Source organism: Glutamicibacter sp. NPDC087831 (assembly GCF_044742845.1).
Lineage (GTDB): Bacteria > Actinomycetota > Actinomycetes > Actinomycetales > Micrococcaceae > Glutamicibacter.
This window is the reverse complement of record NZ_JBIUVH010000006.1, coordinates 19709-43342: the sequence shown is the minus strand read 5'-3', so window position 1 is coordinate 43342 and position 23634 is coordinate 19709. Positions and strand designations below refer to the sequence as shown.

The window sequence follows — 23634 nt, the reverse complement described above, 5'->3', positions numbered from 1 at the left end:
CCCTTCAACTTTCGCGAAGGCCCGGAACGTGAAACGATGAGAGGATGATTGAATCTGTTCCACCAACCATTGATGCCCGCCACTTATTGGCTTTTCTGGGCAACGTTCCTTTCTTCTATGGAAAGAACCTGGCTGCAGAAGCAAATTCCGTGGTTGACGTGGAATTCGACGAAAGCACCCACCAGATCGAAGGCACCGTCACCGATTCTGGCGAAGAATACTCCCCGATGATCCAGGTCCTCATGGACGGTGGAGAGTGGAAGATCGAATCGTGCGAGTGCACCTGCGACGCACCGGGCATCTGCTCGCACATCGCGGCACTGGCTATTGTCTCCAACAAGATCGCTTCCCAGCCACGCCCCGTGCCTGCCCGGGAAGAGAAGCCGAACACAGTTTGGTCGCAGCAAATCGATTCATGGTTTGAAGAGTCCGAGCCGGGCCCGGCCGATGGCCTGCTTGGTTCGCAGCACGATCCGGTAGTGCCGATGGCGCTTCAGTTCCTGCTCTTCGATTCGAAGGACGCCACCCAGCAGCAACAATGGATGCCGACCGGAACCATCCCGCACCCGACCCGCAATAAGCGCTTCCGCTTGGGAGTGCGCCCAATGGTTCGCAACACCGAAGGCCGTTGGGTTCGTGGCCAGCTTCGCTGGACCACCCTGGGCTTCAAGACCTACGGCTGGAACCTGCTGCGGGCGCAGCACCACTGGTTTACCCGCTTTGCCTCCATGGCGCGCAGCGACAGCCAGCTGCAGTTCAAGGTGGATGAAGACTGGCTGTTCCTGGACGAGTACGCTTCCGAGCTGCTCTGGCCACTGCTTGACCAAGCTGATGAGCTGGGAATTCCGCTGATCACGACCCGATCCGAGCAGCGCGTGCGCATCGTTGCTCCAGCCAGCTTCAGCATGCAGGCCTCCCTGGATGAGCAACGGCTGCAATTGGACGGTGTCCTGCACATTGCAAACCAGGATCTCATTCTCGATCCGGAGGCACCAAGCGGTGTCATCGCCGAGCATGGTTTCTATGCCCAGTTGGCTCAGCCTGATGAGATTTGGCTCGCGCCAAGTGTTGAGCCGATTCCTGACGCGCACCGCCGCTGGTATGTTGACCGCCGTCCGGTCACCGTGCCTAGGCCGGAGATCAACGATTTCTTTGAATCCTCCTACCCGCGTTTGGCCCGCCGTTTCGAGCTGCGTAGCGTTAGCGACGAGCTGGAATTGCCTGCTTTGAAACCGCCCTATGTGCAGGCGACCGTGGTCTACAAGCGCGAATTCAACGAGAATAACGAACCGAACGACACCGCCGCGCTGGACTTCCAGATCCTCTACCCGGGGATCCCTGGCGACCAGGAAGTGTATGACCTTGAGGCCGAGGAACTGCTTCAGGCCGCAGTGCATGAAGTTTTCCTGGTCCATGAAGAAAGCGGCAATCCCAACTTGTCGCCGAAGTTCTACGCCCGCGATGACACCATCGATTTCGTCACCGAGATCCTCCCCGCGCTGGAACGCATTCCTGAAGTCAAGCTGGTTGAGAAGGGCACCCGGCCGAAATTCCGTCAGCTGCGTGAACTTCCTCAGCTGAAGATCAATGCCGTGAATCATGAACGGACCGACTGGCTGGACCTTGGCTTGCTGATCACCGTGGGCAACCACGAGGTTCCTTTCTCGCAGATCGTCGAGGCCATGAGCAATGGCCAGATGAAGCTGCGCCTGCCGGATAACACTTGGTTCTCGTTGAACCACCCCATGTTCGCCAAGCTCAAGGCGCTCGTTGACGAGGCGCAGGCAATGAATGACAAGCCGAAGGAGGGAGACCTGAAGCTTACGGTCTTCCAAATCTCATTGTTCGAAGAACTTGATGAGATGGCTGAAGGCATTGACGGCGCGGACTTGTTTATCGCACGCATGCGTTCACTGCTCAAGGTCGCTGAAGCCCACCACGCGCAGGTGCCGAACACGCTGAACGCCCAATTGCGCCCTTACCAGGTTGAAGGGTTCCACTGGCTCTCTCGCCTGTACGAAGGCGGATTCGGCGGAATCCTCGCCGATGACATGGGCTTGGGCAAGACCTTGCAAACGATTGCCCTGATTCTCCATGCCCACAAGCTCTGGGCCGATCCGCAGGCATGTGCTCAGCTGCCCGCAACCCAGCGCACCCGTCTGCCGTTCTTGGTTGTCGCCCCGAGCTCGGTGGTTTCCAACTGGGAAATGGAAATCAACAAGTTCGCCCCATCCTTGCGGGTAGTCAGCGTCGAGGGCACCTTGCCTTCGCCACGGCAGCTGAGGGAACTGGCCGAGAATTACGATGTCATTCTCACGACCTATACCCTGTTGCGTCTGAACGACGAGATTTACGAGGCGCAGCGCTTTGCCGGCTTGATCCTCGATGAGGCGCAGTTCGTGAAGAACAAATCCACCAAGGCCCACCGCACCGCGGTGAACCTGCAGACCAATTTCAAATTGGCCGTCACTGGCACCCCGATGGAAAACAACCTTTCCGAGCTCGGTGCTTTGCTGTCGCTGGTTGCTCCGGCATTGTTCCTGAACACAACACGCTTTAATCGCCAATTCGCCCGCCCCATCGAAGTGCTGGGCGACAAGGACACCCTTGCATTGCTGCAGCGTCGCATCAAGCCATTCATGCTGCGCCGCACCAAGGAATCCGTGGTGCTGGATCTTCCGGCCAAGCAGGAGCAACAGCTTCTGGTGCGCCTTTCCGAAGAGCACCAGCATGTCTACGACACCCATCTGAACCGCGAACGCCAGAAAATCTTGCACCTGGTTGAAGATCTGGATCGCAACCGCTTCACCATTTTCCAGTCGCTGACCCATCTGCGCATGCTGGCCCTGGAGCCTTCATTAGTGGATCCAGCGCTGTCGGACGTACCTGGTTCAAAGCTGGAAGCACTCTTCGACCAGCTCGATGATGTGGTGGGCGAAGGCCACCGTGCGCTGATCTTCAGCCAGTTCACCTCGTATCTGAAGGTGCTTGCCGACAAGCTGACCGAGCGTGGCGTGAAGTTCGTTTACCTGGACGGCAATACCCGCAACCGCGCCAAGGTCATCGAGCAGTTCAAGGAAGGCGAAGCTCCGCTGTTCTTGATCTCCTTGAAAGCCGGCGGATTCGGCTTGAACCTGACCGAAGCGGACTACTGCTTCTTGCTGGATCCATGGTGGAACCCAGCCGTGGAAGCCCAGGCTATCGACCGTACGCACCGCATCGGCCAGACGCGACAGGTGATGGTGTACCGAATGATTTCGCAGGGCACCATCGAAGAGAAGGTTGTGGCGCTGCAGGAAAGCAAACGCAAGCTGATCTCGACAGTGATGGATGAAGCCGATGGATTCTCCAAGGCCTTGACCGCCCAAGATATCCGAGGACTGCTTGAGTAACAGGTTGATTAAATCCGCCGTATTAGCAGGCGGCGCTCAGTAAAACCCTGTATATTCGAAGTGACCGATGATGTGCGCTACGCCACACATAGTGCGTTCATCGGGCAAGCGCCCAGACGGATCCTCGTCCGGGCGATACGAACGACAAAGGCGGTAATAACCGTGTCCCTGATTAAATCGGAGACTCTCAGTACCCCCGATGATGACTGGATGAGTGCATCGGTGAGTATCAACAACGATCGTGTGGTGATTGAAACCGAACAGGAACGCCTGTCCCTGGAAAACGACCGGCTCCTGGAAAAGATTCGCAGAGTTCTGGCGTCTCCGCTCGAAGAGATTTTCTATAACCCGAAGCACCGGATGCTCCTGATTCCGGGCGCGTTCGCTGCCATCGGCTCTTCATTCCTGAGAGTTGATACTGAAGCTGCTGCCGGCCTCCGCGGCTAGCCTGCTTCGACTACATGCCCCAAGCTGCCCACCAGCAATCTTGGGGCATTTTTGTGCCCTGTGGACTGAGCGCCAACCGCTGCTGAACAGCGTGCGTTTTTTACCGTCGGAAGCCCCCATTTGCCACCGGATTCAGGACCTTCAAGTGCACCGTTTTCGCGTTGTTTCGCTGATTTCCAACCCCTGGCGCTCCGAGTCCTTCGACACAATTTCGGCTTTTCGCGCACCTCGATCCACAACTTGGCCAATGGCTCGTTTGCCCCATGCTTCCGTGGGTATTCGGCGGTAGGTCCACGCAGGATTCGACTGCTCCCATGGGCACGCATACGCCCCTGGAGAGCCCCTCGATCAGGGAATTAATCCAATTTTTGGTAAACTTAATGATTGTCCGCTTAAGCGTTTCATCGCTCAATGCCGGTTTTTCGCCGGATTTTTGAGTAGAAATCTATCGATTTCGACGAGTCACACGGCGACCGCAACCAGCTCAAGGAGCAGCTATTTCGCTCCTCATTCTTGTGGATGAATATGGTCGCCGGCACCGGGACAAGATCAAGAAAGATATGAGGAGTGAAACTATGGAAGCAAAAAACACACGGAAGCAACGATTCCTGAGGAAACGCCGCCTGAAGGTAGAAGACGTCAACGTCGTCGATAATTCGATGCTCAAGAAAGCCATCGGCGGTACCGTCGTTGGCAATTTGATGGAATGGTACGACGTAGGTGTCTACGGCTATCTTGCAGTAATTATCGGCAAGCTCTTCATGCCCGACACCGTCGAGCCTGCAATCCAAACCCTGTTCAGCCTAGGCGTATTCGCTGTCACCTTCGTCGCGCGCCCGCTTGGTGGCGTGATTTTGGGCCAGCTGGGTGACCGAGTAGGACGCCAGAAGATTCTGGTCTTCACCCTGCTCATGATGGCAACGGCCACGTTTGGCATCGGAATCCTCCCGGATTACTCGGTATGGGGTGTAGCAGCACCAATTCTCCTGGTCGTGTTGAAGCTTGCCCAGGGCTTCTCCACTGGCGGCGAGTACGCCGGTGCTACTACGTTCATTACCGAATACGCCCCGGACAAGCGTCGTGGATTCTTCGCCTCGCTGCTGGATCTAGGTTCCTACATGGGCTTCGCCCTGGGTGCCGCCTTCGTCTCCATCCTCCAGCTGACCCTGAGCGACGATGTCATGGAAGGCTTCGCATGGCGCATTCCATTCCTGGTGGCCCTTCCACTGGGTGTTATCGCACTGTGGTTCCGCGCCAAGATCGAAGACACTCCAGCCTTCAAGGAAGCCCAGGAAGCCGCTAACCGCGCGAGCGAGGACGCACGGAGCGCTGCCGATGCCCCGAAGGGCGTCATCGACCTGGTGAAGGCCTACTGGCGCGAATTGCTCACCGGCTTCGTACTGGTATCGGCTGCCAACACCGCCGGTTACGCACTGACCAGCTACATGCCTACGTACCTCACCGAGACGCTGGAATACGATCCGGTGCACGGCAATCTGCTGACCCTGCCGATCCTGGTGGGCATGTCCTTGTGCATCCCGTTGGCGGGCAAGCTTTCCGATAGCGTGGGCCGTCGCAAGGTCCTGTTCATTGGTTCGGTTTCGGCCATCGTCCTGGCTATCCCGGCCTTCCTGTTCATGATGCATGGCCAGATCTGGTCCACCCTGCTTGGCCTTGCGCTGCTGGCTGTCCCGGTAGTCTTCTACGTTGCCAATCTGGCTTCGTCGTTGCCAGCGCTGTTCCCAACCGCCTCGCGTTACGGTGGCATGGGCATCTCGTACAACTTCGCCGTAGCCATCTTTGGTGGCTTCGCGCCGTTCATCATGCAGGCGTTGGTGACCCTGACCAAATCCTCCCTGGCTCCGGCCTTCTGGGTTATGGGCACCTCGGTCGCGGGTTTCATTGCGGTCTGCTACCTGCGCGAATCCGCTCGCAAGCCATTGCCCGGCTCGCTGCCTTCGGTCGCGTCGGAAGCGGAAGCCATTGAGCTAGTTGAAACCCAGGACGAGAACCCTGACCTCGATGTCGAAGCGCTCTTCGAGCAGGTTCCTGAATTGGAAATGAACTACCAGCAGGAGATTGCAGACGCCGAGGCGGAGCAGTCCGAGGCTAGATAGCCTCGCAATAGGGTTAAGCGATGGCGGAGCCGGTTCCAAGCGGAACCAGCCCCGCCATTGTTGTATCCGGCTCAACGGCTAGGAGGATTGGCAGTAGGATTCATAGGCTGCTTGCGCAGCCCATTGAGCCATCGCATCCAGCCTCAGCTTGCAGTCAAGGATTCCGAATTCGGAGTCGGACCAGGTATCGAAGACCAGCGTGTAGCGGCTCTGCTGCTCGTTGAGGCATTGAACGCTATATGTGTAGGTCACGGGACGCGCTGCCCAGTAGCCCAGAAGCCCCGCAGACTGGTCGGAGCTTCTGATCAACGATTCCAGCCCGTCACTGGCATCGTAGGGCTCTTCGGCGACAGTGGTTTCGGAGACGGCGCTGGCTGCCATGAGCACTTCATTGACGTTGTCCCACTTGGGACGAGGGCTGAAGCTGATAGTCGAGCCGGTGGGTGCGTCGATCAGAGTTTGGCGCATCTGCTGATCGTGGAACCGGTCGACCCGGATCAGCTGCGGTGCGCCACGCAACTGACCGCCACTGGCAATGTACGGTCGATCGCAGGAACTTGCCGTTTCGGGGCTCAAAGGCATCGGCCCCGTACTTTCGCCGACCTCCGGGCTCGTGCATGATGCCAATGCCAGGGATAAGCACGCTAGTGTTGCCCAGTAGCTTCTCCGCATCATCGGCAATCCTTTTTCATTTGACCCTGGAACCATATATTCTAATCAGCTTATGAGTGCATCAGCGGTTTGACTAGAAGATTTCAATTAAATGCGAAACGGTCGCCGCTTTTCCTGAAGATTCAGGAGAAACGGCGACCGTTCGTTTCCGGCGTATGCTCCAGGGCGTCAGCCCTGGTTCAGCGTCAGCTTAGAGAGCTGCGTAAACTTCGCGCAGCAGCACAGCAGTCTCCGAAGGAGTCTTGCCGACCTTGACGCCTGCAGCTTCCAGTGCTTCCTTCTTCGCCTGGGCGGTGCCAGCCGAACCGGAAACGATGGCGCCTGCGTGGCCCATGGTCTTGCCCTCAGGAGCGGTGAAGCCAGCCACGTAGCCAACAACTGGCTTGGTGACGTTGGCCTTGATGTAATCAGCAGCGCGCTCTTCAGCGTCGCCACCGATTTCACCGATCATGACGATGGCTTTGGTTTCTGGATCAGCTTCGAAAGCAGCCAGGGCATCGATGTGGGTGGTGCCGATGACTGGGTCGCCGCCGATGCCGATTGCGGTCGAGAAGCCCAAGTCGCGCAGTTCGTACATCATCTGGTAGGTCAGGGTACCTGACTTGGAAACCAAGCCGATTGGGCCCTTGCCGGTGATGTTGTTCGGGGTGATACCAACCAGTGCTTCACCTGGGGTGATGATGCCTGGGCAGTTAGGGCCGATGATGCGGGTGATCTGGTTGCCGTCGGCGTCAACCTTCGACTGTGCCAGAGCCCAGAACTCAGCGGAGTCCTGTACTGGAACACCTTCGGTGATGACTACAACGAGGCCAACTTCGGCCTCGATAGCCTCAACGACTGCGTCCTTGGTGAACTTAGGTGGGACGAAGACGATCGATACGTCTGCGCCGGTCTCGGCCTTGGCCTCAGCCACGGTGCCGTACACCTTGATGTCCTGGTCACCGTGGGTCACGGTGGTGCCGGCCTTGCGGGCGTTAACGCCGCCAACAATGTTGGTGCCAGCCTTGAGCATCAGGGCGGTGTGCTTGGTGCCTTCGCCGCCGGTGATGCCCTGGACGATGACCTTGGAGTCCTTGTTCAGGTAAATGCTCATTGTTCGCTTATCCCTCTTACTTCGCTGCGTTGGCGAGCTCGGCAGCCTTGTCGGCGCCCTCATCCATGGTTGCTGCCAGGGTGACCAACGGGTGGTTGGCCTCGGCCAAGATGGCGCGACCCTCTTCAACGTTGTTGCCGTCCAGGCGGACAACCAGTGGCTTGTTCGCTGCGTCACCCAGGGTGTTCAGCGCACCAACGATGCCGTTTGCGACAGCGTCACATGCGGTGATGCCACCGAAGACGTTGACGAAGACGGACTTGACCTGTGGGTCATTCAGGATGACGTCAAGGCCGTTAGCCATGACCTCAGCCGATGCGCCACCGCCAATGTCAAGGAAGTTAGCAGGCTTGACCGAACCGTGGTTCTCGCCAGCGTAGGCAACAACGTCCAGGGTCGACATGACCAGGCCAGCACCGTTGCCGATGATGCCTACTTCGCCGTCCAGCTTGACGTAGTTCAGGCCAGCGGCCTTTGCCTTGGCTTCCAGCGGATCGGCTGCGCCCTTGTCCTCGAGCTCTTCGTGAGCCGGGTGGCGAACCTCAGATGCGTTGTCGTCCAGGGAAACCTTGCCATCCAGTGCAACGATGTCACCGGCACCGGTCTTCACCAGTGGGTTTACCTCTACGAGGGTGGCGTCTTCTTCCTTGAATACAACCCAGAGCTTCTGGATGGTGTCTGCAACCTTTGCGCGCAGCTCTTCAGGGAAGTTAGCTGCCTCAACGATTTCAGCGGCCTTCGCGGCATCAATGCCGACGATTGGGTCAACGGCAACCTTCGCCAGAGCATCCGGGCGCTCAACTGCGAGCACCTCGATCTCCATGCCACCTTCTACCGAGCACATGGCCAGGTAGTTGCGGTTTGCACGGTCCAGCAGTACGGAGAAGTAGAATTCCTCAGCAATGTCGGCGCCCTGAGCGATCATGACCTTGTTTACGGTGTGGCCCTTGATGTCCATACCGAGGATGTTGGAAGCGTGCTCAAAAGCTTCGTCGGCGGTCTTAGCGACCTTGACGCCGCCAGCCTTGCCACGGCCACCAACCTTGACCTGTGCCTTTACTACAACAACGCCGCCGATCTTCTCAGCTGCGGCTTTTGCTTCTTCCGGGGTGTAAGCGACGATACCGGCAAGCACGGGAACGCCGTGTGCCTCGAATAGATCGCGCGCCTGGTACTCATACAGGTCCACGGGTTTGTGTCCTTCGTTCGAAGTTCATGCTGACTCGCGGCACGGCCACAGACCGAAATCCATGCCATGCCAAAGAGAGCGCACCGCAACTACCGGGACGTCGTTAGGCGCCGTAGCCCGTGCGCACCTCTCAGACTATCCCGACTTTCGCAAACTTCCCACTTTTACAACACGTAGAGAAACTCGCGGGTCCTGCATCAAAGCAGCCGAATGTGACGCAGGAAACACGGAGGGCCGGTTGGCTAGTCCACGATTTCTAGCGGTGCATAGCGCAGCAATAGCCTCTTCTCAGAGTCCGGGAACTGCACCTTGGCCACCGTCTTGTCGCCTGCGCCTTCTAAAGCAATAACAGTGCCCAAGCCAAACGAGGAATGCTTAACATTCTGCCCGACTTCAGGGATGGTAATGTCCTTATTCTGCACAACTCGCGTCTTGGAAATAGGGGCGGCGTTGTGCCCTCGCACCGGTTGCGCCGATGCCGAACCTGCACCCCAGTGGCTGCCACGTTCATATCTGCTCGTGGCGAAATTCACCGCTGCGTTACCGAAACCGAAGCCCATTCCACCGCCAGAGCCCTCGCTCTTCCAGTCGATCAGCTCGCCCGGAACCTCTTCCAGGAACTGGCTCGCAGGGTTGTACTGGGCCTGCCCCCAGAGGCTGCGCTGTTCGGCACGGGTCAGGTACAGGCGTTCACGGGCACGGGTCAGTCCGACATAGGCCAGGCGGCGTTCCTCGGCCAGTTCCTTTTCGTCGGTCATGGAACGCTGGTGCGGGAAGACACCGTGCTCCATGCCCGTCAGGAAGACCACCGGGAATTCCAAGCCCTTGGCAGTATGCAGGGTCATCAAGGTGACCACGCCTTCCTGCACGGCCATTGCTGCTCCCTCATCATCGCTGGGAGCCTCTGGAATCTGGTCGGCATCGGCTACGAGCGCCACGCGCTCCAGGAACCCTTCGAGACCGCCTTCCGGTTCTTCGTTCACGTAGTCCCGGACCACGGCGACCAATTCGGCGAGGTTCTCCACCCGCGACTCATCCTGCGGATCCGAGGAGAGCCGAAGGGTCTCCAGGTATCCGGTCTGCTCCAGCACTGCTTCAAGGGCCTCTGCCGGCCCTGAGCCTTCCGCCACGGTCTTCAAGTCATCCATCATGGAGACAAACGCAGCAGTCATCTTGATTCCGCGGGTTCCCAAGCCTGGTGCTTCATCCGAACGGCGCAATGCGTCCATGAAGGAAACGCGATCCCGTTCAGCCAACGCTGCCACGGCGCCTTCGGCACGGTCGCCGATGCCGCGCTTGGGCTCGTTGAGGATTCGGCGGACGTTGATGTCATCATCCGGGTTCACCAAGGCGCGCAGGTAGGCCAGTGCGTCCTTGATTTCCTTGCGGTCGTAGAACCTGGTGCCGCCGACTACGCGGTACTTCAGGTCCACGCGCATCAGCTGTTCTTCCAGTGCACGCGATTGGGCGTTAGTGCGGTAGAAGATCGCCACGTCGCCCGGGCGGACATCCTCGTCATCATTCAAGCGAAGTATTTCTTCGGCAATCCAGCGTGCTTCGTCGGATTCTGACTCCCCAACATAACCGGTGATCTTCTCGCCGTCGCCGCTGGCAGTCCACAGCTTCTTGTCATTGCGGTCGGGGTTTCGCTTGATGACCTCGTTGGCCGCGGACAGAATCGTCTGGGTGGAACGATAGTTCTGTTCCAGCTTGATGGTTGCCGCGTTCGGATAGTCCTTTTCGAAGTCGACGATGTTGCGGATATCGGCACCGCGGAAAGCGTAAATCGACTGGTCGGAGTCGCCGACAACGGTCAGTTCGCCTGGGACGGTATCACCTTCGGCACCGGTGAGTTCACGCACCAGCGAGTACTGGGCGTGGTTAGTATCCTGGTATTCGTCAATGAGCACATGGCGGAACCGGCGGCGGTAGTTATCGGCCACTCGCGGGAACGCACGGAACATGTAGACGACCTGTCCAATCAGGTCGTCGAAGTCCATGGCGTTGGCAGCGCGCAGGCGGCGCGTGTAACCGCGGTAGACCTCGGAAACGGCTCGCGAGAACGGATCATTGGTATTGATCGTCGCCGCGTAGTCTTCATCATCTATCAGCTCATTTTTCAACGAGGAGATCTTGTGGGCAATCGCCTTGGGCGTGAAACGCTTCGGGTCGATCTCCAAAGATTTGGCGACTAAGGTGATCAGGCGCAAGGAATCCGTGGAGTCGTAGATTGAGAAGTTGGATTTCATTCCAATGGTGGCCGCCTCGCGACGCAAAATACGCACGCATGAGGAGTGGAAAGTAGAGATCCACATCTTCTTCGCTTGCTCGTCGCCAATAAGCTCAGCGGCTCGTTCGCGCATTTCGGCAGCGGCCTTGTTGGTGAAGGTGATCGCCAGGATTTCGTGCGGCCGAGCACGGCCGGTCGCCAGGAGGTAGGCAATGCGGTGCGTAAGCACACGGGTCTTTCCTGAACCAGCGCCGGCCACGATCAGCAACGGGCCCCCAGCATAACGAACTGCTTCTTCCTGCTGCGGGTTCATGCCGACCAAAAGCTCCTCAGCAGTGGGCATGACCTGCTGTGCGGTATCCGGGGCGAAATCGTCAAAAAGGAAATCCATGATGTAGCCAGTCTACGTGGAGCGCCGGACACTTTCAGTGTGAGCGGGAAAGCCCACGCTATTGGCCGGGCATAATAGGAGATATGGCAAAGAAGGTCAGGAAAACCAAGGAATACCGCAAGCCCCAGCAGTTCGCCCAGGCGCCGAACGCGCCGCGCGGCATGAACATGGGGCCAGGCAAGGTGCAAAGCACCTCCCACGAGAACAGTTCGAACCCGATGCTGCTGATCTCGGCGGGCTTGATCATATGCGCTGCGCTATTCGCGTACTACCATCTGCTCACGATGGTGCAGATGCAGGACCTCAGCGATTCCCTGGCGATGCCCGATCAGCGTATTTTCGGCTACACCGTAAGCGACATAGAAGCATTGCGTGGCGCCATGGATGAAGATGCTGTTGGCCAGCTCAACTACTTGCACAAGACCGCTGGTTTCCTCTTCCCGATGTTTACGGCGGTCTTCTCCATGCTGTTGTTCATCCGCTGGATTCCTAACCGCCAGACGCGTTGGCTGGCTTGGGTTGCCCCGCTGGGCTTCGCAGCAATCGATATCTGGGAGAACTTCGCAATTGATGCCCTGTTCACTGGAGACCTCAGTGAAGGAGCTGTCGTTTTGGCATCGATCCTCACGACCATCCGCTGGGCACTGCTGATCATCACTGCGGGTCTTGTTGTGGGTCTTGGCGCTATCCGTGCCAATCGTGCGCTCAAGGCAAAGATGCTCGCAATTCGCGAGGGTACTGCCTAAGCCAGTGCGTGGGAATTACACCCGGGACATCCTAGTAAGATAGTGTTGTTGGTGTTTTCACGCCCATGCCCCTGTAGCTCAGTAGGATAGAGCGACCCTCTCCTAAAGGGTAGGCCGTCGGTTCGATTCCGGCCAGGGGCACAACTAGAGCCTTGTTTCCAGTCCTCGGACGGGAAACAAGGCTCTTGTCGTTACTACGGCGTTAAGCACTGCGGGTACGTTCCATCTGGAACGTACCCGCAGTGCTTAGTATGAGTCTCGCTTAACGCAGCAGCAATGCGGTCGCCTTTGGCGACAGCGAAGCGTCCATGACCACGCAAGCGCCACCGATGGCGCCGACGTTGGAGCCGAGCTCGGAGGTGCGGGTTTCGATTTCATGCACTCCGCGCAGAGCGAAGCGGCGGCCAATGGCGTCGCGGACTTGATCGTCGACCAGTTCGGATACCTTTTCCCACTGTGGACCGCCGAAGACGACTTCGCGAACGTCCAGCGAGTTGGCAAGCTGGCCGGCAACTTCGCCAACCTTGATCATGGCTTCGGTGACCAGTTCCTTGGCGACCTTGTTTCCTTCGTGAGCCAGCTCGTAGAGGCGGTTCATTCCGGCAGCCCGCTGTTCCGGGCCAACGATTTCGTAGCTTGGCAGTTCCAGCCCGCGTTCCTTGGCCTGCGCAGCGATGAATTCGTAGGAGGTGCCGGAAGCGAGGCAATCCTCCGCACCGCATTGTTCGCAGGCCACAGATTTGTAACCGGTTGAGTAGTGGCCGATTTCGCCAGCGTTGTTGCTTGCACCGTGGTGGACATCGCCGTTGAATACCAGGCCAGCGCCGAAGCCGTGACCGCAGTAAATGAAGACGAAGTCGTTGTTCTTCTCTTCCTTGGACTGCCACAGTTCGCCAACTGCTGAAGCGATGGTGTCCTTTTCGATGATGACTTGCAGGCGCAAGAGCTTGCGCAGCGGGTTCACCAGTTCAACATCTGCCCAGCCATCGAGCAGTGGCGGGTTCAGCACCACTCCTTCTTCGACGTTTACTGGACCCGGAACAGCAATGCCGACACCGACGATGTGCTTCTTCGGCACGCGGATCTCGGCAATGAGTTCCTTAACGGTAGTTGCCATGAGCTGGACAGTTTCGGTAGCTACTTCGAGGTTGGGAACTTCGATGCGGCGTTCGCGCAGGACCTCGCCGCGCAGGTTCATTGCGACGAAGGTCAGCACGCTGGGGTCTAGGTGGATGCCAATGGAAACAAGACGGTTGCCTTCGAGCTCCAGAACGGTGCGAGGCTTGCCTGGTCCGGAGACGATCGTGCGGTCTTCTCGGACGATTCCGTCGTCCAGCAAACGGCGGACAACGTTGGAAATGGTCTGTGGCGACAGACCAGTCGAACCGGCCAGTTCAACGCGGCTAATTCCCTCTGGTGCCCGTCGAATTGACTCAAGAATTACGGCTTGGTTGAAGTCTCCCAAGCGTCCTAGATTTGTACCCCGTCGCATTTATTGCTCCATAGATCTGTAAAGTTGATGGATCGATCTTTCAATTCCAACGTTTTCGGTAGTCATCAATACTTCGGTTAGATACTGCGAGTAAAGTAACCATGGTGAACTAGAACTAAAACCGTTGGAGATCCAATTAAGCACGTTACCATCTCTAACTCCTGTAAACACGCGATATTGTGTTTTAGTGAAGAAAAATTTGACGATCTCAGCGGCGTGTTTAATCAACAACCAAGGAGAAATTCTCCTGGTTCGCAAGCGTGGAACGACGAAGTTCATGCAACCTGGCGGCAAACCCGAAGCCGGGGAAACAGCGTTACAAACTATCATTCGAGAAATTCGTGAAGAATTGGGCCTCAGCTTCACCGCTGACGAGCTGCAATACGACGGCGAATGGATCGGACCGGCTGCCAACGAGGCGGAGACGATGATCCGCGCCTCTTTATACAGCGCAGCCTTCGATGGCGAACTCGTCCCGTTAGCGGAATTGGAGGAGCTGCTGTGGATCGACCCGCAGGTGGCCCTGGAACGCGACGATCTAGCTCCGTTGCTTCGCGACCGCGTCCTGCCGCTAGCCATTGAACGCAGCAAGAAATAGGCGCCGCTGGGTTCCTCCCAGCAGCATCAGGCCAGCGGCTAGCTTGCGTGCAAGTATTCGTCCCATGCCGCATCAACGTGCTGCAGTCCCGAAACCAGATGGCCAGCAACGCGTGGACGATGAGGTGTAATACGCAGTTGCCAGCCCAGTTGCGAGAGCATCTTGTCCGCTTTGCGGCTATTGCATAGCAGGCAAGCGGCCACGAGGTTCTCCCAGGTGTTCTGGCCTCCCCTGCTGCGGGGAATCACGTGGTCAATCGTATTGGCAGCTTTGCCGCAATACGCGCAGGTAAAAGCGTCTCTACGCAGAACGCCCCTACGAGTGACATGTTGCATGTCCCTGTAGGGGCGTCGTACATAGCGTTTCAGAACGATGACAGTTGGCCGAGGTAGATCTCCATGAGAACTGCGGATGGGGGCGAGATCATCTTGGAGAACGATGCTCGCTTTTTCGGTCATGACTAGCATTAGTGCTCGACGGAACGTCACAACTGCTAGTGGTTCGTATCCTGCGTTTAATACCAAAGTTCGCATTGCTCGTACTACCTTCATGAACCGATGGCCACCATCTGGCATTGATGGAGCTCGCGTTCTGCTCGGAGTGTCTCTAAGCGCTAGCCTATGCGATGCTTCGGATTATTGGTGGGTACCTAACCAAGAAATTGTCTTCTTTTCATCGTTCTGTTGCCCGGAGTTCAACTGGTTAAACGAACATAGGCCATCGGATGTCTTTCTCATCCGATGGCCTATGAAAAGCTTTGAAGCTTAGCCAGCTAGGGTGTAGTAGCCGTACAGCGGGTTGCGCGAAACCGAGTGGATCATGGTGTCCACGGTTGGGTTCTGCGCGCCGATCATCTGGCCGCCGCCCAGGTAGATGCCGACGTGGCCGCCACCGTTCTGGAATACCAAGTCGCCTGGCTTAGGGTTGCTGGTGCGGACGAACTGGCCGGATCCGAGGATGGCCGAGGTGCCTCGAGCAATGTTGATGCCGTGCTGCGCGTAGACGTACTTGACGAAGCCGGAGCAATCCCAGCCGCTTGGACCGTTGCCACCCCATACGTATGGAACGCCCACGTACTTGGCAGCGGTGCCTGCGATGCCGGAAAGGTTGGAGGTCTGAACAGGAGTTTCAGCCTTTGGCTGAGCCTTCTGCTGCGGAGCCGATTCCTGTCCACCCGAACGGCTCTGACGAGTCATCGGGGCCATCGAATCAGAGTTACCCGAGTTGCTGCTGCGGGTAGTTGGGGTGATGTCATTCGAAACTGCAATGACAACAGGCTCTGGCTTCTCTTCAGCGGTGAAGCTGGCGCGCTCGATTGCGACATCAGCCTTCTTGTCAGCAGCTACCTTTACTGCCTTGACTGCAACACGCTCTGGATTGATGGTGTCAACAGGCGATGCAGAAACGTCACGTGGTGCAGTTGCCTGGCCAGGCACGCCCAGAGTGACGATCAAGCCGGATGCTGCAGCTACAACGGCGGCCTGGCGGCCTACCGAGCCAGCGTTGGATGCTACGGCCTGCGAAATCGCCTGTAGCGAGTTGGTGCGTGGAACGTCGGCGCGGCGACGTCCGCGTGCATGACTCTTGGTCAAAATATTGCCTCTCCTTGATACCTACGAGGTAAGCTGTCGGGTTCGAAGTGGAGTTACCTCGGTGGATTCGAAGTTGCCTTCTCTATCCACTTCACCCCTAGGGTTGTTAGCCAAAACTAACGACCCGATATTGGTTCCCCCGCCACTGCCGTACGAGTTGTGTATAACTACTCATTGCGTGTTGGCAGTGCTCGGTTCTCACGCAATGATGCCCAGGGATCCCCATGGCACGCATACAAGACTATAGGAAGTTTTTTGAAATGTCACGTTTTGATCACGGAATGGTGACGAACGTCGTTATAACCAACCTGCTGGGTCTTTGAACTGACCGTCAACGATCACTTCGAAGTGCACGTGAGGACCGGTTGAGTTGCCAGTGCTGCCGGCCAACGCAACAACGTCACCGCGCTTAACTTTCTGGCCAACCTTCACAACCAGCTGGCTGTTGTGGCTGTAACCGGTCTCCAGGCCGTTGCCGTGGTCAAGGGTGATGCGGTTGCCGGAGTGCCCAGCCCAACCCGAGACAGTCACAACACCGTCAGCTGCCGCGTAGACCTTGGTACCGCTTGGCACACCGTAGTCGGTGCCGCTGTGGATCATGAAACCTGGACCGGTTGGATTCTTGCGGTGCCCGAACGTGGAGGTGATGCGCTTCGTGGTGACCGGTGCGCCGAGCAATCCCGAGGTGTCCTTGATGGCCGTGACGCTACCGCCCGAAGCGGTCATGATCTCGGCGAACTTCTCTTCCTTGGCAACTTCGGTGTTCAGCTCGGAGGTCAAAGCTGCACGCTCCACGGACAGTTCCGCATTGCCGGTAGGTGCAGTTACATCTACAACTGCGGAAGTGGCGGTGCGCTGAGCTGCGACCTCAACGGCCTTGTTCTCCTCCGCGCTGCCGGAGAGCTGTGGAGTTACGGCGGCAAGCGCCAAACCCGAAACGGCGGCTACGGCTGCCACCTTGTGGGCGAATCCACGGTGGGTGGATTTCTGAACCTTGGACTTGAGGCTAGAAATGAACTCGACATTGCCTGCTGCTTCGATCGGGGCAGGCTTGCTGGCAGGGGCTTGAACAGCTCCTGGCAATGCAACGACGTTGCTCGCGGTATCCTTGCCGGCCAGCAGGGTCTGGTTAGGAGCAACACCGTAGCGCTGCATGGAGTCGAATCGTCGACCAACGAAATCTTCATGTACCGGCTTGACCGGTGCAATCATCGGGACGGTGGCAGCGGCACGTGCTGCTCGGCGCCCGCCGTTACGCTCAGCAGTCGAAGCGGTGACTTCTGCAATCACATCTACTTCGACGCCGGCAGCGCGGCGACGTCCCGCAGTCTTGGTTTCTACCAAAACATTCCTCTCACTGTTGCGCCTACGAAGTTAGCTGTCGGGTTCGGCTATTGAGAATCAGCCGGCCTGCTTGTCGCAGAACTTCACCCCAAGGCGTTTGCACGCCGGAAAGTGGGTCCCCCGTTATTGCCCTCAAGATTTGGTGACCGTTTCTGGCGCAGGGCAACACTAGGCGGTCGCACCAAAAATGGATAGAGCTAACTAGATCGCTAGCTCCAAGGCTTAACGCTACCTGTCAACGCCGAAAGTTACAATTTCGTTATCTTTTCTGAGACTTTACAAATACGTGTGCGCTGACCTCGACCGGCAGCTCCAGGGCGCCTTCGATGCCGTCCACGCGCACTACAACGTAGTCGTCGGCGCGCTCCAAGGTGACAATCGCACCTGGGCGGATTCCACCTTCGTTCAGTTGTCCGAGCAGGATTGGGTCCGTTTGGATAGGTTCGGCCAGGCGCTCAATTGCCACCGGGCCGATGTTTCCGGACAGCAGAGCATCATCCAAGTTCTCTACTTCATGTGAGATTTCGCCCACATTGGGGCCACCGAGGACTTCCAGGCCCGGAATTGGGTTGCCGTAGGGCGACACTGTTGGCTTGCCCAGAAGATCAAAGAGCCGACGCTCGACGCGTTCGCTCATCACGTGTTCCCAGCGGCACGCTTCATCGTGCACGTACTCCCAGTCCAACCCGATGATGTCCGACAACAGGCGCTCCGCCAAGCGGTGCTTGCGCATCACGCCCGTAGCCAGCTCGTGACCTTTTTCGGTCAAAGCAAGGTGGCGATCGGTCGATACGATAACCAGGCCGTCTCGTTCCATGCGAGCAACCGTCTGCGACACGGTTGGGCCCGAGTGGCCAAGACGCTCTGCAATTCGGGCGCGCAATGCCACGATTTCCTCTTCTTGAAGCTCAAGAATGGTACGCAGATACATCTCGGTTGTATCGATAAGATCAGACACGGCAGTCGCTCCTGGAAGTCACAACAATTAAGTTCGCTCGAAATTTACGTGGCGTCGATATCCCACTCTACTTGGTCGGAGCTGCAGAAAGCCCTGTAACCCGCCAAGCCCTCGGCGTAACCGACCGACGCGCTTTTCTCACGACACCCCGCTATTTGCGAAGATATCTATTGAAACGCCAAGGCTATCTGACAATATTCCAAACCATGGGTAATGGTGGCCGTTATGGCACTTCAATCTATCGCTACAAGAGGAGCGCGATGAGCACGGATATCAACATTCCAGAAAACCTTCTGCCCGCCGATGGTCGATTCGGTGCAGGACCTTCCAAGGTTCGCGCAGAACAGATCCAGGCCATCGTCGATGCCGGCGCCGAACTGCTGGGCACCTCCCACCGCCAGGCTCCGGTCAAGAACCTCGTAGCTTCGGTTCAGGACGGCCTGAAGGAAATGTTCAGCGCACCAGAGGGTTACGAAGTTCTTCTCGGCGTGGGTGGATCCACCGCGTTCTGGGATGCCGCTGCATTCAGCCTGGTCCGTTCCAAGGCGCAGCACCTGTCCTTCGGCGAATTCGGCTCGAAGTTCGCCAAAGCCACCGACAAGGCTCCATTCCTGGAACCTTCCTCCATCATTGTCGGCGAGCCGGGCACCGTACCTGAACCCGTAGCCGAAGCCGGCGTAGACCTCTACGCGTGGCCGCACAATGAGACCTCAACCGGTGCCGCGGCGCCGATCAAGCGCGTTGCTGGCGCCAACGACGATGCACTGGTAGTCATTGACGCCACCAGCGCCGCCGGAGGCCTGGACGTGGATCTGTCCGAGACCGACGTGTACTACTTCGCTCCGCAGAAGAACTTCGCTTCCGACGGCGGCCTGTGGCTGGCCTTCGTTTCTCCCGCCGCGATTGCCCGCATCGAGGAAATTGCAGCAACCGACCGCTGGATCCCCGACTTCTTGAACCTGGCGACCGCGCTGGATAACTCCTTGAAGAACCAGACCTACAACACGCCATCGCTGACCACTCTTGTGGGCCTGGATGCGCAGATCAAGTGGATCAATGCCAACGGCGGCCTGAAGTGGGCGGCAGAGCGCACGGCACAGTCCGCAGGGATGATCCGGGCTTGGGCCGAGGCTTCCGAAATCGCTTCCCCTTATGTGGCCGACCCAGCGCACCGCTCGAACGTCATCTCCACCATTGACTTCGATGACTCGGTCGATGCCTCGGCAATTGCCAAGGCACTGCGCGCTAACGGCGTTGTCGACGTGGAACCATACCGCAAGCTGGGCCGCAACCAGCTGCGGATCGCCACCTTCGTTGCGATCGAGCCAAGCGACGTCGAAGCACTGCTCAAGTGCATCGACTACGTGATCGAGCAGCTCTAAGAACCCTCGATTAAAGCCAAAGACCTTCGCACAACGATTCATCATCGTTGTGCGAAGGTCTTTGCCGCTATTGCCTAGTTTTCCTTGCGCGTGCGATTACGCTGCGCTGCCCGGCGACGGGCTGCGGTGCGCTGCGCCGTGCGACGGCGGCGTACCTGGCGACGTGCCGGCGACTTATGCTGCTGCACAGCGTCATCGTCATTTTCGGCGCCGTCCGCTTCGGCTTCGGTCTGCGGATCCTGGGCCTCGGCGCCTGGATCCGATGGATCCGGCTCCTTCGCTGGCTCCGTGGCTTCAGGACCGTCGGCTTCCCCGCCGGTCCCGGCCAAGTCCTCTGCGGCTTCGGCGGCCTTGGCCGCTTCAATCTCTTCCTTTGCCAGGCGGTCGGCCCATGGCACCCATGCCGGAGCGAGCAATGACTGCTCCCCTGCAATAATGCCTACTTCGCAAACCGTCAGGTCCTTGGATTTTGCCCGTGAGACCCGCGCAAGAGTGGCGAACCAGGTCCATCCTTGATATCCCGACTTATGGGAGACAAAACGATGGGTGACAAGTCGCTCACCTTCCGCCGTGACGCCTAGGTGTTCGCCGATTTCTGACGCACCGGCAATTTCTGCGAGCGCGCCGCGAGCAGTATCCACTGCCTCGGCGAGGATGGTGTCCAACTTGGGTTTACGGGCCATTATTTATGCGTCCAGATCGTCGGCTACCGCACGAAGTACGGTAGCAACCTTCTTGCCATATGCCTGTTCAGGATAACGCCCATTGCGCAAGCTATTGGAAACGTTGTCGAGCAGCTTAATAAGATCTTCGATCAGCACTGCCTCGTCTTCGGGCTTCTTGCGCTTGGCACGTGCGACCGATGGAGCGGCTTCGAGCAAGCGCAGGCTCAGTGCCTGTGGACCGCGGCGGCCTTCGGCAACGCCGAATTCCAGGCGGGTTCCGGGGCGCAGGTCATGCACGCCTTCGGGCAATGCCGCGGCATTGACGTAGATCTCTTTGCCATCTTCGGCGGTGATGAAGCCGAAGCCCTTGGCCTTTTCGTACCACTTAACCTTGCCGCTAGGCATGATCATTTACCTCGTTCGTTCTTGTAGCTAAGCTGCATGGCCGAGGCCTGCTCAGCGCCATGCATATTCATATGTGCGATCCAGCGGAGCCACTGCCGGAATTCTTCTCTGCTTCTTGCCGGGTGCTCAATCTGCTGGATCGCTTCAAGTCCTTTATCTAAGATTATGTCATCTCTCGTGCGGTGAATTCATCTTTGCCCGGCAATCTTCGCATTCCGCCTGTCGCCCATGGCTCCGGGGCTAAACTTGGTAGCGTGAGCGATTCATCCAAAACCATGACTGCACTTTCCCGATTGGCGATCATCATCGCCATCCTTTCCGCCTTGGCGCTGGTCGGAACCCTCGTCTTCTACTTCCAGGAGATCGCCATCCCGCCGCTGCTGATGCTCTTTGCGCGCTTGGGCTTGCCAACGGCATTCATCCTGGCCGCCATCGTGGTCTTCGGAAACGTCGCCAGGCGCCGAAAAAGCTAGCCACTCGCTTCAGCATTCACTCAGCGGACTCCCAGACTTCTTCGGCACACTGTAATTCATGAGTCCAAAAACTGCTGAGGCAAAACTTCTCGTTGTCGATGACGAGCCGAATATCCGCGAACTGCTCTCCACTTCCCTGCGCTTTGCAGGCTTCGAAGTTGTCGCTGCTGCCAACGGACGCGAAGCCCTCGCAGCCGTTGAAGCCGAAGAACCGGACCTGGCCGTTCTGGACGTCATGCTTCCGGACATGGACGGTTTCACCATCACCCGTAAACTGCGCGCCGCTGGCCGCCACTTCCCGGTGCTGTTCCTGACCGCGCGCGACGACACCAGCGACAAGGTCACCGGCTTGACCGTCGGCGGCGACGACTACGTCACCAAGCCATTCAGCCTGGATGAAGTCGTCGCCCGCATCCGTGCCGTCCTGCGCCGTACCGCCAATGGCGAGGACGAGAACGCGACCATCATCGTGGCCGACCTTGAGCTGGATGACGACGCCCACGAGGTGCGCCGTGCCGGGGAGATCATTGACCTGTCCCCCACCGAGTTCAAGCTGCTGCGCTACCTGATGATGAACCCGAACCGCGTACTGTCCAAGTCGCAGATCTTGGACCATGTCTGGGAATACGACTTCAACGGCGATGCCTCGATCGTGGAATCCTACATTTCCTACCTGCGTCGCAAGGTCGACCGCCCGGAGTGGCCTGCACTGATCCAGACCAAGCGTGGCGTGGGCTACCTGATGCGCACCCCAGACCGCCGCTAACGGCACACGTAACGGTCCGCGCCAATAATTGAAGGCCTTGTAAAGTCAGCATATGAAGTCATTTCGAGCCCAGTGGCGTCGCACCTCGTTGCGGACCAAACTGGTCGCGGTCATGTTTGGACTGATGATCGTCGCGATCTTCGCTACCGCTATCGGTTCAGCGCATACGCTGAGGATCGCGATGACCAGCCAGATCGACAAGCAGCTGAACGTGTCCAAGTCGACGATGGCCTACGGGCTGAACAAGGCCTACCTCTACTCCTTGAACGAGGACAACGGCAGCCATGACGCCTTGGATGTCGATGCCACGCTGCTCGGGCTCAGCAGCGCCTACGCTGACATTCGCGACCAGGACGGCGAGATCGTCTACGTGATGCCGCGTTCGCGGGTCGGTCCTTCCAACGGCACGGATCTGCCGCTGCTTAATATGGAACAGATCCAGCAGCTGGCAGCCCACCCGAACTCCCCTGCCACGGTCCCCGGCGCCTTCCCCACCTCCGCTGGTTGGCGTACGGTGATGATCCCGTTGAAGAGCAGCGAGCTGAACCTGTTCTTGTCCATGCCGCTGGATAATGTGAACCGTACCGTCAGCCAAACTGCGGTGCTGGTGCTCTCCACCGGCACGCTTGCGGCCCTGCTGATGTCGATGATCGCCTACGGGCTCACCGGGCGTTCGCTCAAGCCGCTGATCAATGTGGAGCGCACCGCGTCGATGATCGCCGATGGCGATCTGTCCCAGCGCGTGAAGGACTATCCCGCTGAGACCGAAGTGGGCAGGCTCTCGCGCTCGCTCAACGCCATGCTGGCCCAAATTGAAAAGGCGTTCAACGACCGCGAGGCTTCCGAGCAGAAGATGCGCCGCTTTATCCAGGACGCCTCGCATGAGCTGCGTACCCCGCTGGTCACCATCCAGGGCTATTCGGAGTTCTACCGCTACGGCGGGCTGGCGGATCCGGAGGCCATGGACTCGGCGATGGGCCGCATCGAAAGCGAATCCAAGCGCATGGCCCGCCTGGTTGAGGACCTCTTGATGCTCGCCCGCCTGGACGAGCAGCGCCCCATGGAAAAGCAGCCAGTGGATTTGCTGGTCCTGGGCCAGGACGCGGTGGAAGACACCAAGGTCCGTGCACCGGACCGTACCGTCAAACTTGTGGGGCTCGTGTCCGAACGCCCCAGCCCAGCGAGCACCGTCGGTGATGATGCCCGCATCCGGCAGATCATCGCCAACCTGCTCACCAACGCGCTGCGTTACACCCCGGAAGGTTCCCCCTTGGAAATTGCCGTCGGCGTGCGCTCATTGGTGGCTGGAACGCTGGACGCGGTCGTTGAAATCCGCGACCACGGCCCGGGCATCCCGGCCGAGGATTCCAAGCGCATTTTTGAACGCTTCTACCGCTCCGATAGCTCGCGCCAACGCGAGACCGGCGGTTCCGGCCTGGGCTTGGCCATTGTTGCGGCCATCGTCCAGCAGCACGGAGGCTCGGTGGCGTTGGCAGATACCCCTGGCGGTGGCGCCACGATGTCCATCTCCATGCCCTACGTGCCGCTGCGCGAACCGAAAGCACCGGAAGTCGACGATACGGAAGACTAGCGCCGATGGCTTTCTCCACACCCCGTGCCGGTTTTGCCCGGTACGGGGTGTGGTGTTTCTAAGGTGAGTGCATCAGTGATCAAACCGCTCA

Annotated in this window: 20 protein-coding genes, 1 tRNA gene and 2 riboswitches; of the genes, 10 read left to right on the top strand and 11 right to left on the bottom strand. The window is 58.3% G+C overall.

Annotated features, from left to right (window positions below; all coding sequences use genetic code 11):
• Positions 1 to 44: 44 nt before the first annotated feature.
• The 3 genes from ACIOJF_RS16435 to ACIOJF_RS16425 all read left to right on the top strand — a co-directional run bounded on the left by ACIOJF_RS16435 (position 45) and on the right by ACIOJF_RS16425 (position 5956).
• The gene (locus ACIOJF_RS16435; protein WP_105657314.1) at positions 45 to 3392 is read left to right on the top strand and encodes a DEAD/DEAH box helicase; all 3348 of its coding nucleotides are present in this window, start codon (positions 45 to 47) and stop codon (positions 3390 to 3392) included.
• Positions 3393 to 3554: 162 nt separating this feature from the next.
• Complete coding sequence (locus ACIOJF_RS16430) at positions 3555 to 3839, top strand: hypothetical protein (protein ID WP_146112257.1); 285 nt, start codon at positions 3555 to 3557, stop codon at positions 3837 to 3839.
• 575 nt (positions 3840 to 4414) lie between these two features.
• Positions 4415 to 5956, top strand: a complete 1542-nt coding sequence (locus ACIOJF_RS16425) for an MFS transporter (protein WP_402735722.1) — start codon at positions 4415 to 4417, stop codon at positions 5954 to 5956.
• A 78-nt stretch (positions 5957 to 6034) separates the two neighbouring features.
• Here ACIOJF_RS16425 and ACIOJF_RS16420 read toward each other — a convergent pair whose 3' ends face one another.
• The 4 genes from ACIOJF_RS16420 to pcrA all read right to left on the bottom strand — a co-directional run bounded on the left by ACIOJF_RS16420 (position 6035) and on the right by pcrA (position 11531).
• A complete protein-coding gene (locus ACIOJF_RS16420; protein WP_146112345.1) occupies positions 6035 to 6424 on the bottom strand; it encodes a hypothetical protein in 390 nt (129 codons plus the stop codon).
• 394 nt (positions 6425 to 6818) lie between these two features.
• The gene (sucD, locus tag ACIOJF_RS16415; protein ID WP_105659138.1) at positions 6819 to 7721 is read right to left on the bottom strand and encodes a succinate--CoA ligase subunit alpha; all 903 of its coding nucleotides are present in this window, start codon (positions 7719 to 7721) and stop codon (positions 6819 to 6821) included.
• Between the two features lie 16 nt (positions 7722 to 7737).
• Entirely contained in the window at positions 7738 to 8910 is a 1173-nt protein-coding gene (sucC, locus tag ACIOJF_RS16410; protein WP_105659137.1) for an ADP-forming succinate--CoA ligase subunit beta, read from the bottom strand.
• A 242-nt stretch (positions 8911 to 9152) separates the two neighbouring features.
• Positions 9153 to 11531, bottom strand: coding sequence for a DNA helicase PcrA (gene pcrA / locus ACIOJF_RS16405; RefSeq protein WP_105661600.1), 2379 nt, complete (start codon positions 11529 to 11531; stop codon positions 9153 to 9155).
• A gap of 83 nt (positions 11532 to 11614) precedes the next feature.
• On the opposite strand from pcrA, the gene ACIOJF_RS16400 reads away from it, so the two are divergent.
• Together ACIOJF_RS16400 and ACIOJF_RS16395 are read left to right on the top strand one after the other, a co-directional pair.
• Positions 11615 to 12277, top strand: a complete 663-nt coding sequence (locus ACIOJF_RS16400) for a hypothetical protein (RefSeq protein WP_402735724.1) — start codon at positions 11615 to 11617, stop codon at positions 12275 to 12277.
• Between the two features lie 67 nt (positions 12278 to 12344).
• A tRNA-Arg gene (locus ACIOJF_RS16395) sits at positions 12345 to 12418 on the top strand.
• Between the two features lie 121 nt (positions 12419 to 12539).
• Here the strand turns inward: ACIOJF_RS16395 and ACIOJF_RS16390 are convergent.
• The gene (locus ACIOJF_RS16390; RefSeq protein WP_105661599.1) at positions 12540 to 13769 is read right to left on the bottom strand and encodes an ROK family transcriptional regulator; all 1230 of its coding nucleotides are present in this window, start codon (positions 13767 to 13769) and stop codon (positions 12540 to 12542) included.
• A gap of 187 nt (positions 13770 to 13956) precedes the next feature.
• Here ACIOJF_RS16390 and ACIOJF_RS16385 point away from each other — a divergent pair, with 187 nt between their 5' ends.
• Positions 13957 to 14367 carry an NUDIX domain-containing protein gene (locus ACIOJF_RS16385; RefSeq protein WP_105659133.1) on the top strand — a complete coding sequence of 137 codons (411 nt, stop codon included), beginning with the start codon at positions 13957 to 13959 and terminating at the stop codon, positions 14365 to 14367.
• Between the two features lie 38 nt (positions 14368 to 14405).
• Here the strand turns inward: ACIOJF_RS16385 and ACIOJF_RS16380 are convergent, their stop codons facing one another.
• From ACIOJF_RS16380 to ACIOJF_RS16365, 4 genes are all read right to left on the bottom strand, one after another.
• A complete protein-coding gene (locus ACIOJF_RS16380) occupies positions 14406 to 14702 on the bottom strand; it encodes an HNH endonuclease (protein WP_388025145.1) in 297 nt (98 codons plus the stop codon).
• Positions 14703 to 15131: 429 nt separating this feature from the next.
• Entirely contained in the window at positions 15132 to 15959 is an 828-nt protein-coding gene (locus tag ACIOJF_RS16375) for a C40 family peptidase (RefSeq protein WP_105661598.1), read from the bottom strand.
• A 3-nt stretch (positions 15960 to 15962) separates the two neighbouring features.
• A riboswitch (cyclic di-AMP (ydaO/yuaA leader) is annotated at positions 15963 to 16133 on the bottom strand.
• Between the two features lie 123 nt (positions 16134 to 16256).
• Positions 16257 to 17303, bottom strand: a complete 1047-nt coding sequence (locus tag ACIOJF_RS16370; RefSeq protein WP_105661597.1) for a M23 family metallopeptidase — start codon at positions 17301 to 17303, stop codon at positions 16257 to 16259.
• Between the two features lie 4 nt (positions 17304 to 17307).
• Positions 17308 to 17458, bottom strand: a riboswitch (cyclic di-AMP (ydaO/yuaA leader).
• A gap of 104 nt (positions 17459 to 17562) precedes the next feature.
• Positions 17563 to 18261 (bottom strand): metal-dependent transcriptional regulator, encoded by a 699-nt coding sequence (locus ACIOJF_RS16365; protein WP_105659129.1) that lies wholly within the window; start codon positions 18259 to 18261, stop codon positions 17563 to 17565.
• Positions 18262 to 18521: 260 nt separating this feature from the next.
• Between ACIOJF_RS16365 and serC the strand changes: the two genes are divergently transcribed.
• Positions 18522 to 19643: a phosphoserine transaminase gene (gene serC, locus ACIOJF_RS16360; protein WP_402735726.1), complete on the top strand. Its 1122-nt coding sequence runs from the start codon at positions 18522 to 18524 to the stop codon at positions 19641 to 19643.
• A gap of 74 nt (positions 19644 to 19717) precedes the next feature.
• Here the strand turns inward: serC and ACIOJF_RS16355 are convergent, their stop codons facing one another.
• On the bottom strand, positions 19718 to 20326 hold the full coding sequence (locus tag ACIOJF_RS16355) for a DUF3027 domain-containing protein (protein WP_332487716.1): 609 nt from the start codon (positions 20324 to 20326) through the stop codon (positions 19718 to 19720).
• 3 nt (positions 20327 to 20329) lie between these two features.
• Entirely contained in the window at positions 20330 to 20713 is a 384-nt protein-coding gene (locus ACIOJF_RS16350; RefSeq protein ID WP_038990235.1) for a cold-shock protein, read from the bottom strand.
• 254 nt (positions 20714 to 20967) lie between these two features.
• Between ACIOJF_RS16350 and ACIOJF_RS16345 the strand changes: the two genes are divergently transcribed.
• From ACIOJF_RS16345 to ACIOJF_RS16335, 3 genes are read left to right on the top strand one after another with little or no spacing between them, the layout of a single operon-like run.
• Positions 20968 to 21186, top strand: a complete 219-nt coding sequence (locus ACIOJF_RS16345; protein WP_105659126.1) for a hypothetical protein — start codon at positions 20968 to 20970, stop codon at positions 21184 to 21186.
• A 58-nt stretch (positions 21187 to 21244) separates the two neighbouring features.
• Positions 21245 to 21952 (top strand): response regulator transcription factor, encoded by a 708-nt coding sequence (locus ACIOJF_RS16340; RefSeq protein ID WP_105659125.1) that lies wholly within the window; start codon positions 21245 to 21247, stop codon positions 21950 to 21952.
• A gap of 52 nt (positions 21953 to 22004) precedes the next feature.
• Positions 22005 to 23543 carry a HAMP domain-containing sensor histidine kinase gene (locus ACIOJF_RS16335; RefSeq protein ID WP_105659124.1) on the top strand — a complete coding sequence of 513 codons (1539 nt, stop codon included), beginning with the start codon at positions 22005 to 22007 and terminating at the stop codon, positions 23541 to 23543.
• Positions 23544 to 23634 lie beyond the last annotated feature (91 nt).

Bases quoted from the DNA above. Each gene is read 5' to 3' on its own strand.
- ACIOJF_RS16435 (WP_105657314.1), top strand. From the start codon at position 45: ATGATTGAATCTGTTCCACCAACCATTGATGCCCGCCACTTATTGGCT.
- ACIOJF_RS16425 (WP_402735722.1), top strand. From the start codon at position 4,415: ATGGAAGCAAAAAACACACGGAAGCAACGATTCCTGAGGAAACGCCGC.
- ACIOJF_RS16420 (WP_146112345.1), bottom strand. From the start codon at position 6,424: ATGCGCCAAACTCTGATCGACGCACCCACCGGCTCGACTATCAGCTTC.
- sucD (WP_105659138.1), bottom strand. From the start codon at position 7,721: ATGAGCATTTACCTGAACAAGGACTCCAAGGTCATCGTCCAGGGCATC.
- pcrA (WP_105661600.1), bottom strand. From the start codon at position 11,531: ATGGATTTCCTTTTTGACGATTTCGCCCCGGATACCGCACAGCAGGTC.
- ACIOJF_RS16400 (WP_402735724.1), top strand. From the start codon at position 11,615: ATGGCAAAGAAGGTCAGGAAAACCAAGGAATACCGCAAGCCCCAGCAG.
- ACIOJF_RS16390 (WP_105661599.1), bottom strand. From the start codon at position 13,769: ATGCGACGGGGTACAAATCTAGGACGCTTGGGAGACTTCAACCAAGCC.
- ACIOJF_RS16380 (WP_388025145.1), bottom strand. From the start codon at position 14,702: ATGCAACATGTCACTCGTAGGGGCGTTCTGCGTAGAGACGCTTTTACC.
- serC (WP_402735726.1), top strand. From the start codon at position 18,522: ATGAGCACGGATATCAACATTCCAGAAAACCTTCTGCCCGCCGATGGT.
- ACIOJF_RS16355 (WP_332487716.1), bottom strand. From the start codon at position 20,326: ATGGCCCGTAAACCCAAGTTGGACACCATCCTCGCCGAGGCAGTGGAT.
- ACIOJF_RS16350 (WP_038990235.1), bottom strand. From the start codon at position 20,713: ATGCCTAGCGGCAAGGTTAAGTGGTACGAAAAGGCCAAGGGCTTCGGC.
- ACIOJF_RS16340 (WP_105659125.1), top strand. From the start codon at position 21,245: ATGAGTCCAAAAACTGCTGAGGCAAAACTTCTCGTTGTCGATGACGAG.
- ACIOJF_RS16335 (WP_105659124.1), top strand. From the start codon at position 22,005: ATGAAGTCATTTCGAGCCCAGTGGCGTCGCACCTCGTTGCGGACCAAA.